The organism is Hydrogenophaga sp., assembly GCF_026125785.1.
GTDB lineage: Bacteria > Pseudomonadota > Gammaproteobacteria > Burkholderiales > Burkholderiaceae_C > Hydrogenophaga.
The window spans coordinates 94,741-106,581 of record NZ_JAHCKL010000004.1 but is presented as its reverse complement, the minus strand read 5'-3'; the positions used below and the strand labels follow the sequence as shown (position 1 = coordinate 106,581).

The 11,841-nt window shown below is 65.9% G+C and carries 9 protein-coding genes; 1 reads left to right on the top strand and 8 read right to left on the bottom strand.

The window, feature by feature from the left end; genetic code table 11:
• Window positions 1-175: 175 nt before the first annotated feature.
• A complete protein-coding gene (locus tag KIT53_RS06150; RefSeq protein WP_297749279.1) occupies window positions 176-1,195 on the top strand; it encodes a Rieske 2Fe-2S domain-containing protein in 1,020 nt (339 codons plus the stop codon).
• A gap of 4 nt (window positions 1,196-1,199) precedes the next feature.
• Here the strand turns inward: KIT53_RS06150 and KIT53_RS06145 are convergent, their stop codons facing one another.
• The 8 genes from KIT53_RS06145 to uraD form a co-directional block, all read right to left on the bottom strand.
• Window positions 1,200-1,676, bottom strand: a complete 477-nt coding sequence (locus tag KIT53_RS06145; RefSeq protein WP_297749276.1) for a nucleoside deaminase — start codon at window positions 1,674-1,676, stop codon at window positions 1,200-1,202.
• The gene (locus tag KIT53_RS06140) at window positions 1,673-2,440 is read right to left on the bottom strand and encodes an ABC transporter permease (protein ID WP_297749273.1); all 768 of its coding nucleotides are present in this window, start codon (window positions 2,438-2,440) and stop codon (window positions 1,673-1,675) included. The genes KIT53_RS06145 and KIT53_RS06140 overlap by 4 nt, the downstream gene beginning before the upstream one ends.
• A gap of 13 nt (window positions 2,441-2,453) precedes the next feature.
• Window positions 2,454-3,275 carry an ABC transporter ATP-binding protein gene (locus KIT53_RS06135; RefSeq protein WP_297749270.1) on the bottom strand — a complete coding sequence of 274 codons (822 nt, stop codon included), beginning with the start codon at window positions 3,273-3,275 and terminating at the stop codon, window positions 2,454-2,456.
• Window positions 3,276-3,356: 81 nt separating this feature from the next.
• Window positions 3,357-4,388, bottom strand: coding sequence for an ABC transporter substrate-binding protein (locus KIT53_RS06130; RefSeq protein WP_297749268.1), 1,032 nt, complete (start codon window positions 4,386-4,388; stop codon window positions 3,357-3,359).
• Window positions 4,389-4,678: 290 nt separating this feature from the next.
• Entirely contained in the window at window positions 4,679-6,160 is a 1,482-nt protein-coding gene (locus KIT53_RS06125; protein ID WP_297749266.1) for a nucleobase:cation symporter-2 family protein, read from the bottom strand.
• A 157-nt stretch (window positions 6,161-6,317) separates the two neighbouring features.
• On the bottom strand, window positions 6,318-8,612 hold the full coding sequence (locus KIT53_RS06120) for an NADP-dependent malic enzyme (protein ID WP_297749264.1): 2,295 nt from the start codon (window positions 8,610-8,612) through the stop codon (window positions 6,318-6,320).
• Window positions 8,613-8,704: 92 nt separating this feature from the next.
• On the bottom strand, window positions 8,705-9,949 hold the full coding sequence (locus KIT53_RS06115; protein WP_297749261.1) for an ArgE/DapE family deacylase: 1,245 nt from the start codon (window positions 9,947-9,949) through the stop codon (window positions 8,705-8,707).
• A gap of 102 nt (window positions 9,950-10,051) precedes the next feature.
• On the bottom strand, window positions 10,052-11,833 hold the full coding sequence (uraD, locus tag KIT53_RS06110) for a 2-oxo-4-hydroxy-4-carboxy-5-ureidoimidazoline decarboxylase (RefSeq protein ID WP_297749258.1): 1,782 nt from the start codon (window positions 11,831-11,833) through the stop codon (window positions 10,052-10,054).
• Window positions 11,834-11,841: the final 8 nt, after the last annotated feature.

Here is an 11,841-nt window from a genome sequence, read left to right as displayed (position 1 = left end):
ACTCTGCGCGTCTTGCCTTGCACAAGCCATGCCAGCCTGCGCGCACCGAAGCCGTGCACCGCCATGGCCTGCGATTTGCTAGCATGCAGGCCACGGAGTAGAAGCGTTCAACCTCGCGTCCTGCGAGGCCGGAAATTGCTCTTGGACCCAGAGTCATTTCTTCAGGAGCGCTTCCATGCTGGTTACTCAACAGCCCGTATTCCGCCGCTATTGGCACGCCGTCATGCCGTTGACGGAGCTGGCCCAAGGCCCCCGGCCCTTCACCTTGCTGGGTGAACAACTGGTCCTCTTTCTCGACGAACACGGTGAGCCGGCGGCCCTGAAGGACCGCTGCTGCCACCGCACCGCGCGCCTGAGCAAGGGCTGGTGCAAGAACGGCCATATCCAGTGCGGCTACCACGGCTGGGTGTACAACCGCAGCGGGCGCGTGATCGAAATACCGCAGTACCCGACGGAACGCGAGATCCCCAAGGACTACGGCACCACGGCCTACCATTGCGTGGCGCGCCATGGCTACGCGTGGGTGGCGCTGGAAGACCCGGTGGCCGAGATACCGGACATGCCCGAGTTCGGTGCACCGGGCTGGCGCACGATCTTCCAGTTCTACGAGACCTGGAACACCAGCCCCGTGCGCGCGCTGGAGAACTCTTTCGACAACTCTCATTTCAGCTTCGTGCACCGCGCCACCTTCGGCGTGGCCGATGCGCCCACGCCGAGCAAGTACGAACTGACCGAGAACCCGACAGGTTTCACCGCGGAAACGGTGATCGACGCTGCGAATCCCGAGCGCTTCCGGCGCATCAGCGGTGTCAAGGACCCGGTCACGCAGCGCCATATGCGCAACGCCTACTTCCTGCCGTTTTCCCGCCGGCTCGACATCGAGTACCCCAGCGGCATCCGGCACGTCATCATCAACGCGTTCACTCCGATCGACGATGGGCGCATGCAGTTGTGCCAATGGCTGTTCCGCAACGACACGGAAGCGGATTGCCCGGCGCAGATGCTGATCGATTTCGACGATGAGATCACCCGCGAGGACAAGGACATCCTGGAGTCCACCGACCCGGACGCGGTGGTGGACCTGCGGCGGCGCGGCGTGGAGTACTCCATGGACTCGGACCGGCCTGGCATCCTCATTCGCCGCAAGCTGATGGCCTTGCTGTCCGCCGCGGGCGAGGCCGAGGTGCACCGCTGAGGGTTCAGCGCGAAGCCCAGAACCCCCGGTGGGGTTCGAGCATTTCGGCCTCCAGCTCGGGCACCGGACCGATCACTTCGATGGATTTTTGCCCGCGTGCCAGTACCTCGCGGCAGGGCAGGGACAGGGTGGGGTTCTCGCTGTGGTTGCCGGTGAGCGCGAGCAGCGTCTCCTCGCTCGCGCCGTAGACCACCCGCCCGATGTTGGCCCAATAGAGTGTGCCGGTGCACATGGCGCACGGCTCGAAGGTGGTCACCAGGGTGCAGCGCACGAGGTATTCGCCAGGCCAGTTGCCGGCCGCCATGCGCGCCAGCGTGGACTCGGCGTGGTTCACCGTGTCGAGGTTGCCCTGCTCGGCGAGTACCGTCTCGCCGTCGGGTGCAACCAGCAGGGCGCCAAAGGGGTGGCGGCCCATGCCGGCGGCGCGCTGCGCCACGGCATTCGCATGCCGCAGATGCCGCGCGATCTGTTCCGCGTTCACGTATTCTGCGAGCCCCTGTGGGCCCAGGCCGTGGTGTGCTTCTCGACGAAGCTGAACAGCTCGTACATCACCATGGCCATGATGCCCACCACCAGCAGGCCGCTGAAGGCCAGGCCCATCTGCATGGAGGAACCGGCCGAGATCAGCAGGTAACCGATGCCCTCGTTCGAGGCGGTCATTTCAGACACCGTGGTACCGACGAAGGCCAGGGTGATCGCCACTTTCAGCGATCCGTAGAAGTAGGGCAGAGAGCGCGGCAGGCCCACCTTGATCAGCACGTCCCAGCGTTTGGCACCCAGCACCCTCAGCACATCCTCCAGCTCGGGTTCCAGCGTGGCCAGCCCGGTGGCGATGTTGACCATGATGGGAAAGAAGGAGATCAGGAAGGCGGTGAGAATGGCCGGCCCGATGCCGATGCCGAACCAGACCACCAGGATGGGCACGAAGGCGGCCTTGGGCAACGCGTTGAAGGCGGTCATCAGCGGGTAGATGGCGGCGTAGGCCAGGCGGGAACTGCCGATCAGGAAACCCAGCAGGACGCCGACCACGATGGCGATGCCGAAGCCGGCCATGGTCACCCAGAAGGTGCGCCAGGCATGACCCAGGATGGTCGTCTTGTGCTCCAGCGTCTGTTCCCAGATGCGAGAAGGGCTGGGGAAGATGAACTCGGAGACGCCGAAGCCGCTGGTGATGACTTCCCAGATGATGATGATCGCCAGCAGCAGGAGCAGCGGGGACCAGCGCTCCATGTGTTTCTTGCTCATGGAAAGGCTCCGTTTACTGGTTGACGGGCGTGCGCATGGCGCCGATGTGGCCGCGCAGCTCCAGGACGATGTCGGAGAATTCCTTGGTGTAGGTCACCTCAAGGTCGCGCGTGCGCGGGATGGGGATGTCGCGCTGCACCACGAAGCGGCCGGGGCTCTTGCTCATGCAGTACACCGTGTCGGCCAGGAAGACCGACTCCCGCAGGTCGTGCGTGACCAGGATGACGTTGAAGCGCTGCGCCTCCCAGAGGTCACGCAGGGTGCACCAGAGTTCTTCGCGCGTGAAGGCGTCCAGTGCGCCAAAGGGTTCGTCGAGCAGCAGCATCTTGGGCTCGTGGATCAGCGCGCGGCAGATGCTGGCGCGCTGCTGCATGCCGCCCGAGAGTTCCCAGGGAAACTTCTTCTCCATGCCACCCAGGCCCACGCTGGCCAGCAGCTTCTTCGCGCGCTCCTCGTATTCCTTGCGCCGGTCCTTGAACTGGCTGCGGTAGGGCTCCACGATCTCCAGGGGCAGCAGCACGTTGTCCAGCGTGGTGCGCCATGGCAGCAACGACGGCGCCTGGAACGCCATGCCTGAGATCTTGAGCGGGCCCGTGACGGCCTGGCCGTCGATGAGGATCTTGCCCATGCTGGGCATGCGCAGCCCGGTGGTGAGCTTCATGAAGGTGGACTTGCCGCAACCCGAAGGGCCCACGATGGCGATGAACGCGCCCTTGGGCACCTTGAGGTTGATGTCCTCTACCGCGAACACGTTCTTGGCCAGCAGGTCGTCGTTGTAGGCCAGCCAGACCTGGTCGAAGTCCACGAAGGGCTTGTCGCTGGTGCTTGCTTCCATGGGATGTTCTTCCTGAAAAAAGGCCAGCCGCCTTGCGGAGGCTGGCCTGTGCCGGGCAGGCTCGGCGGGTGGGTGCTTGTTTTACTTCTTGGCGGGCGGCAGCACATTGAGCTCGGCGGCGCTGGGCAGCATGCTGCCGTTCCAGACCGCGGCCGGGTCGATGCGCGTCTTGGTGCCATAGGCATCGGACACCTGCGAGGCCATCAGCGCCATGCGGCCGGGGTTGATCTGGCCGAAGCCTTCCCTGCGCGCGTCGGGGCTGGCCACCACCGAATCGATGGCGAGTTGCAGGCGGCGTGTTTCCAGCGGCACGTTGATGATGCCGTCGCGCGCCTTCACGGTGTCGATGCTCGCGGCCGGATTGGCCATGACTTCCTTGGCGCCCTTGGCGAATGCGGTCAGGAACGCCTTCACCGCGGCCGGGTTGTCCTTGATCATCTTGGGCGAGGCAATGATGACGTTGCCATACAGCTTCACGCCATAGTCGGCGTAGGGCATGATGACCACGTCCTCGGCCTTGACGCCGCGCGCCTCCAGGTTGAGCAGCGAGGTGAAGGAGAAGCCGGTGATGGCGTCGATGTCGCCGCGCACCAGCATGGTCTCGCGCAGCGGCGGATCCATCGACGTCCAGGCCACGTTGGTCACGCTGTTGGCCTTCTGGAAGATGGGGAAGGCCTTGCGGCCGGCGTCGAACACCGGTGCGCCCAGCTTCTTGCCATTGAGGTCCGCTGGCTTGGTGATGCCGTTCTTCTTGAGGGTGAGCACGGCGGCCGGCGTGTTGTTGTAGACCATCATCACGGCCACCGGCTTGTTCGGTGCGTCCGGGTTGTTGGCATGGAACTCCATCAGGGCGGCCATGTCGGCGAAGCCCATGTCGTAGGTGCCGGAGGCCACGCGCGTGACCGTGCCGCCCGAACCGTTGCCGGAGTCGATCGTCACGTCCAGGCCAGCGGCTTTGAAGTGGCCCTTGGCCGCGGGCTGCAGGAAGAGCGCCGCCGGGCCTTCAAAGCGCCAGTCGAGCTGGAACTTGATGGGCGTCTGGGCATGGGCGCCACCGAAGGCGGCGGCCAGGGCCAGAGCGGCGGTGGTCTTGATGAAGGCGCGTTTGTTCATGGTTTCTCCAAGGTGGGTCTGGGTTGTGGTGAGAGGCGCTGCTGTCACCCGGACATGCCGGCCAGGTGTCAGCAATAAAGGTGCCAGCAAGGCCGCACGACGGGCCGGCGGCCGCATCAGGCCCGTTTGAGCACAGAATGTGTATACAGATTCTTGTGCCCCAGCGACGGCCCGTCATCCGGGCCAACCCTGAATGGTGCGCACCATGCCGGTGCCTGCACCGGCATGGGGATGATGCCCCAAAAACGCCGAAGGCCCCGAAGGGCCTGGCTGGTTGAGGGGATGACAGGTCAGTGCGCTTCGGCCTGGCGCGCGGCATCCACGGCGGCCGCTGTGTCGCCCCGGCCACCGTTGAAATAGAGGTTGAGCAGCACGGCACTCAGCGAGGCCAGCAGGATGCCGGACTCGATCAGCGGGTGAATGGTGTGCGGCATCCATTGCTTGAAGTTCGGGGCGACCAGCGGGATCATGCCGATGCCGATGGAAATCGCCACGATGAAGAGGTTGTTGCGGTTGCCCTTGTAGTCCACGCCGGCCAGGATGCGGATGCCGGTGGCGGCGACCATGCCGAACATCACCAGGCCCGCGCCGCCGAGCACGAAAGTGGGCAGGGACTCGACCAGGGCCGCCATCTTGGGCAGCAGGCCCAGCACGATGAGGATCACTCCACCGGCCACGCAGACGAAACGGCTCTTCACGCCGGTGACGCCCACGAGCCCCACGTTCTGGGAGAAGCTGGTGTAGGGGAAGGTGTTGAAGATGCCGCCGATGAGGGTGCCCAGGCCATCGGTGCGCAGGCCGGCGGTCAGCGCCTTCTGGTCCACCTTGCGGTCCGTCATCTCGCCCAGGGCGAGGAACATGCCGGTGGACTCGATCATCACCACGATCATCACCAGGCTCATGGTGAGAATCAGGATGGGGTCGAAGATGGGTGTGGCGATCTCGAAGGGCAGCACGAAGTCGAACCAGTGGGCCTTGCCGACTTTCTCGAAGCTCATCAGCCCCGCCGCGGTGGCGATCACGCCGCCGATGACGATGCCTAGCAGGACCGAGATGTTGGCGATGAAACCGCGTGCGTACTTGGCGATCAGCAGGATTGCGGCCAGCACGATGGCAGCAATGACGATGTGCGAGGTTTGCGCATACGCCGGGTTGGGCACGCTGCCCACGACGGCCAGGCCCTTGGGCACCTCGGGCACCGCGCCGCTGGCGGCCGCCTGCTTGACGGTGTCGAGCCACTGCAGGTGTTCCGGGCTGGGAATGCTGGGCGCGGTGGGCCCGAAAGGATTGCCGAAAATCCAGTTGATGCCGATGCGCATCAGGCTGATGCCGATCACCGCGATGATGGTGCCGGTGACCACCGGCGGGAAGAAGCGCAGCATGCGGCTGACGATGGGGGCCATGAGGATGGAGACCACGCCCGCACCCATGATGGAGCCGAAGATCAGCCCTGCGCCCTGCACGCCCGGGTTGCTGTTGGCCATGGCCACCATGGGCGCGACGGAGGCAAAGGTCACGCCCATCATCACCGGCAGCTTGATGCCGAACCACTGCGTGGCCCCCAGCGACTGGATCAGCGTGACCAGGCCGCAGCAGAACAGGTCTGCCGAGATCAGCATGGCCACTTGTTCGGGGCTGAGCTTGAGCGCACGGCCCACGATCAGCGGCACGGCGACTGCGCCGGCGTACATCACCAGCACATGCTGCAGGCCCAGCGCGGTGAGTTTTCCGGTGGGCAGGACTTCGTCGACGGGGTGGACGGATGAGGACATGAGGCGCTCCTGGTGCACTACGTATGCAAAACTGTATACACATTATGTGAACACGAATGTCTGCAAATCATGGGGAAAACCCTCGCACAGGACACCGTTCGTCCGGAAATGCAAGAGGGCGCCGAAGCGCCCTCCACGACCCTGCGGTTGAACCGCTTCAGACGCGTGCCTGCTGCGCGCTGCTGGCCACGGCCAGCGCGGTCATGTTGAGCACGCGGCGCACCGTGGCCGCGGGCGTGAGGATGTGCACTGTGCCGGCCGCGCCCATCAGCACGGGCCCCACTGTCACGCCACCGCTGGTGGTGGTTTTCATGACGTTGTAGAGGATGTTGGCCGCATCCAGGTTCGGGCAGATCAGCAGGTTGGCCGATCCCGACAGCGTGGTGTCGGCGAGGTAGGCGCTGCGGATCTCGGGCTGCAGCGCGGCGTCGCCATGCAGCTCGCCGTCGCACTCGATGCCGGGGTGAGCGGCCACGAAAAGATCCCGCGCGTGCGCCATCTTGCGCGCCGAGGCCCGCTTGCTCGATCCATAGCTCGAATGGGACAGGAACGCCACCTTGGCCGGCAGGCCGAAGCGCTGCACTTCCTGCGCCGCCATCCAGGCGATCTCGGCCAGCTCTTCGGCGCTGGGGTCTTCGTTGACATAGGTGTCGGCGATGAACACCGGGCCGCGATCGGTCATCAGGGCGTTGACGGCGGCATAGAGGCTGGCGTCGGCGCGGCGACCCAAGATGTGGTCGATGCGCTCCAGGTGCGTCATGTAGCTGCCGACCAGGCCGCAGATGAGCGCGTCCGCGTCGCCCAGCGAGAGCATGAGCGAGCCGATGATGGTGTTGGAGCGCCGCACGGCGGCCTTGGCGACTTCGGGCGTGGCGCCCTGGCGGCCCATGAGCTTGTGGTAGTGCTCCCAGTACTGCCGGAAGCGTGGGTCGTCTTCAGGGTTGACGTTCTGCACGTCGCGGCCCAGTTTCATGCGCAGTCCGGCCTTGGCGATGCGGGCCTCGATCACCGCCGGGCGGCCGATCAGGATGGGCACGGCGATCTGGTCGTCGATGGCCATCTGCGCGGCGCGCAGCGCACGCTCGTCCTCGCCGTCCGCATAGGCCACGCGCTTCTTCTGCGGCAAGGCCTTGGCGGCATTGAACACCGGCTGCATCAGGATGCCGGTCTGGTAGACAAAGCGGCCCAGTTGCTGGCGGTAGGCATCCATGTCCGCGATGGGGCGGGTGGCCACGCCGGAATCGGCGGCGGCCTGGGCCACGGCGGGTGCGATGCGCAGGATCAGTCGCGAGTCGAAGGGTTTGGGGATCAGGTAGTCCGGACCGAAACTCAGGTCCTGGCCTGCATAGGCGCTGGCCACTTCCTCGCTGGTCTCGCTCTTGACCAGATCGGCGATCTGCCGCACGCAGGCGAGCTTCATCTCTTCCGTGATGCGGGTGGCGCCGCAGTCCAGTGCGCCGCGGAAGATGTAGGGGAAGCACAGGACGTTGTTGACCTGGTTCGGGTAGTCGCTGCGCCCGGTGGCGATGATGCAGTCCGGCCGGATGGCCTTGGCCAGCTCGGGCCGGATTTCAGGCTCGGGGTTGGCCAGCGCGAGCACGATGGGCTTGGGGCCCATGGTCTTCATCATCTCGGCCGTGAGCACGCCGGGAGCCGAACAGCCCAGGAACACATCGGCGCCGTTCACCGCATCGGCCAGGGTGCGCTTGTCGGTCTTCTGCGCATAGCGCGCCTTGGACTCGTCGTAGCCACCGGGGCGGCCTTCGTAGATGACGCCCTTGGAGTCCACCACGAAGATGTTGTCGCGGTTCACGCCCAGGCCCACCATGACGTCCAGGCAGGCGATGGCGGCTGCTCCCGCGCCACTGACGGCCAGCTTGACATCACCTATGGCCTTGCCCACGAGTTCCAGGCCGTTGAGCAGCGCGGCCGCCGAGATGATGGCGGTGCCGTGCTGGTCGTCGTGGAACACCGGAATGCCCATGCGCTCGCGCAGCTTCTTTTCGATGTAGAAGCACTCGGGCGCCTTGATGTCTTCGAGGTTGATGCCGCCCAGCGTGGGTTCGAGCGCGGCGATGATCTCCACCAGCCGGTCCGGGTCCTTTTCAGCCAGTTCGATGTCGAACACGTCGATGCCGGCAAATTTCTTGAACAGGCAGCCCTTGCCCTCCATCACCGGTTTGGCGGCCATGGGGCCGATGTCCCCCAGCCCCAGGACGGCCGTGCCGTTGGTGACCACGCCCACCAGATTGCCACGCGAGGTGTACTCGGCCGCCATCGCGGGATCGGCTTCGATGGCCAGGCAGGGGTAGGCCACGCCGGGCGAATAGGCCAGCGAGAGGTCGCGCTGGTTGGACAGGGGCTTGGTGGGCGTGACGGCGATCTTGCCGCGGTGCGGCGTGCGGTGGTAGTCGAACGCGGCGTCGCGCAGGGCTTGTTCAGCGGGTGTCATTGTGGTGTCTCCAAGGGGCCAGGATGCCGGACCATTGTGTCACGGCATCGCGCAGGGCTGGCATTGTCGCGCAAGGTGCGCGCCACGGTTTCTCAGGGCTGCAGGAGGTCGTGCAGCGTGCGTGCGATGACCTTGGTAGCGCGTCGCAGGTCTTCGAGCTCCAGGTGCTCGTCGGCGCGTTTGGCGTTCGACTCGCGCACGGTACGCGGTCCGGCTCCGTAGATCACACCAGGGATGCCGCGCTCGACGTACAGACGCACGTCGGTGTAGAGGGGGGTTCCCACGGCGGGAATTTTTTCGCCGAACACGGCTTCGCCATGTTTCTGGATGGCCTGAACCAGGGGCTGGTTGCCGGGCAGTGGTTTCATGGCGCGCGCCAGCAGGATGCGGCGCACGTCCACCGTGAGCTGCCTGCCGCCACGCGGAGGCTGGAAGCTGGCGGCGGCCTGCTCGATGGTGCGGCGCAGAGCCGCCTCTACCTCGGCCGGGTCTTCCTCGGGGATCATGCGGCGGTCGATCTTGAGCACCACCTTGCCGGGAATGACATTGGTGTTGGTGCCTCCCTGGATGAGGCCCACGTTGAGGTAGGGGTGGGTGATCCCTTCGACCTGGGAGGAGACTTTCAGGTACTCGGCATTCAGGGCATAGAGCGCGTTGAGGATGTGGGTGGCGCCCTGCAAGGCGTCGGTTCCACTGTCGGGTATGGCTGCATGCGCCATGTCGCCGTGCACCGTCACCTCCAGTTGCAGGCAGCCGTTGTGTGCCACCACCACTTGGTAGCTGAAACCCGCGGCGATCATCAGGTCGGGCTGGGTCAGGCCGTGGCGCAGCAGCCAGTCCGGCCCCACTTCGCCGCCGTACTCCTCGTCATAGGTCACATGCAGCTCCACACTGCCGGCCAATCGTTCGCCCAGCGATTCCAGCGCGCGAATGGCAAAAGTGAAGCTGGCGATGTCGCTCTTGCTGACGGCTGTGGCGCGGCCGTAGATGCGGCCATCGGCGATCTCGCCCCCATACGGATCGTGCGTCCAGCCCTCACCCGGAGGCACCACGTCCCCGTGGGCGTTCAGGGCGATGGTGCGGCCGGGGCCGTAGCGTCGTCGCGCGATCAGGTTGGTGATGCTCTGCAGGCCGGCGGCCTGCACTTCGGCCGCGGGCACAGCGTGCCGCTCCGCCTCGATGCCCATGGCCGCCAGCAGTTCGGCGGTGCGTTCGGCGTGCGGCGCGTTGTTGCCTGGCGGCGTGTCGGTGGGCACGCGCACCAGTTCCTGCAGGAAGCGCACCTCCTCGTCGAAGTGGGCGTCGATCCAGGCATCCAGTTGGGTCAGAGAAGTCATGGTTGGCGAGGGCTTCGGCGGGCTCAGCCCAAACGGTGGGGTGGGTGGAGAAGAGAGCGTTCGCCCGGAGTCCGTTGGAGAGCCGGCCTAACGGTGGATGTTTCAGGCGCCTTGCGCTGCGAGTTGTTCGAGCAGGTGCGAGAACGCGCGCACGCACAGGTCCATGTCGTCGCAGGTGGTGGATTCCAGGGGGTTGTGGCTGATGCCGCTGTTCTGGCCGCGCACGAACAACATGGCCTGTGGCATGACCTCATGCAGTTTCATCGCGTCGTGCCCTGCGCCGCTGGGCATGCGGTGCAAGGGAACACCCAGCGCGGCCACCGCACGTTCCCAGCGGGTTTGCCAGTCCGCGGCACTGGGTGCAGCGGCGGCGCGCATGGTTTCTTCGGAGGTGAACCCGATGCCGCGGCGTTCGCCAATGGCGCGCAGGCGCGCCAGGATGTCGCGCTCCAGCGCATCGCGTTGCGCATCGCTGGGCGCGCGCAGGTCGAGCGAGAAACTGCATCGGCCAGGCACCACGTTGATCGAACCGCCTGGCACCTGCAGCATGCCGATCGTGGCGACGGAGTCGCCGTCCATGCCGGCACGCTGTTCCGCGTAGAGGGCGAGTTCGGCCACCGCGGCCGCCGCGTCGCGGCGCCGGTTCATGGGCGTGGTGCCGGCATGGCTGGCCATGCCAATGGCTTCGCAGACGTAGCGCACGCTGGCGTTGATCGAGGTGACCACGCCCAGCGGCAGGTCCATCTCGTTGAGCACCGGGCCCTGCTCGATGTGCACCTCCACGAAACCCAGGTACTTCGCCGGATCCCGGCGCAGCGCTGCGATGGCCGCCAGTGTGGCGGGCAGGCCGGCGTTCTGCATGGCCGTGCGCATGGTGACGCCGTCGGCATCCTGCTGGTCCAGCCAGACCGGGTTGAAGTGGCCAGTGAGCGCGCCGGACCCCAGGAAAGTGGCCTTGTAGCGTTGACCTTCTTCCTCGGCGAAGCCGACCACCTCGAAAGCGAAGGGCAGGCGGCGGCCGGCGGCATGCAGCTGTTGCACGCAGGCAATGGGCACGAAGATGCCCAGCCGGCCGTCGTACTTGCCACCATTGCGGACCGTGTCGTAGTGGCTTCCGGTGAGCAAGGCCGGCGCGCCCGGTGCGCTGCCGTGGTAGCGGCCCACGACGTTGCCGACCGCATCGATGCTCACTTCGTCGAAGCCACTGGCGCGCATGCGGGCCGCTATCTCGGCTGCGCACGCACGGTGCGCATCGGTCAGGTAGGTGACGGTGAGCTGACCCTGCTCGGCGAAGCCGGGGTCGCTGTGGCGGGCCAACTGCTCGTGCCAGTCCCAGACCTGCTGGCCCAGCACGGGCTCGAAGCCGAACTTGTCGTTGAGGCGGATTTCCGCGATGCGATGGATGTTGCGCAGGCATTCCGCGCGCTCGAAATCGACGGGATGGTTCAGCCGCCGTTCAAAGGTGGCGATGATCTCGCGCTTGGTCAGCCCCGTGCCCCGCGGGCCGCGCACGGCCAGGATGAAGGGGAAGCCGAACTTGTCGTTGTAGCGCGCATTGAGCGACTGGATGTGAGCGAACTCCTCGGGGGTGCAGTTCGTCAGGCCAGCCTTGGTTTGTTCGTGGGTGGACTCCGCGGTGAGCGTCTGGCTCACCATGGCCTTGCCCGCGAGTTCCGGGTGGGCTCGAATGAGGGCGAGCTGCGCCTGCAGGCCGGCCTTCTCCAGCACCACGACCATGGCGTGCTTGAGTGCCGCCAGCGAGACAAATGGCCGCTGGGCCAGGGCCTGCTCGGCGATCCAGGGGGAGTGTTCGTACAGGCCGTCCAGCATCTGCGCGGCATCCGCCAGCGAAGCGTGGTTGAGTTGTTCCAGTGTGATGGGCATGGCGGTGC

Coding starts and splice junctions, on each gene's coding strand:
- KIT53_RS06150 (WP_297749279.1), top strand. CDS start 176: ATGCTGGTTACTCAACAGCCCGTATTCCGCCGCTATTGGCACGCCGTC.
- KIT53_RS06140 (WP_297749273.1), bottom strand. CDS start 2,440: ATGAGCAAGAAACACATGGAGCGCTGGTCCCCGCTGCTCCTGCTGCTG.
- KIT53_RS06135 (WP_297749270.1), bottom strand. CDS start 3,275: ATGGAAGCAAGCACCAGCGACAAGCCCTTCGTGGACTTCGACCAGGTC.
- KIT53_RS06130 (WP_297749268.1), bottom strand. CDS start 4,388: ATGAACAAACGCGCCTTCATCAAGACCACCGCCGCTCTGGCCCTGGCC.
- KIT53_RS06125 (WP_297749266.1), bottom strand. CDS start 6,160: ATGTCCTCATCCGTCCACCCCGTCGACGAAGTCCTGCCCACCGGAAAA.
- KIT53_RS06120 (WP_297749264.1), bottom strand. CDS start 8,612: ATGACACCCGCTGAACAAGCCCTGCGCGACGCCGCGTTCGACTACCAC.
- KIT53_RS06115 (WP_297749261.1), bottom strand. CDS start 9,949: ATGACTTCTCTGACCCAACTGGATGCCTGGATCGACGCCCACTTCGAC.
- uraD (WP_297749258.1), bottom strand. CDS start 11,833: ATGCCCATCACACTGGAACAACTCAACCACGCTTCGCTGGCGGATGCC.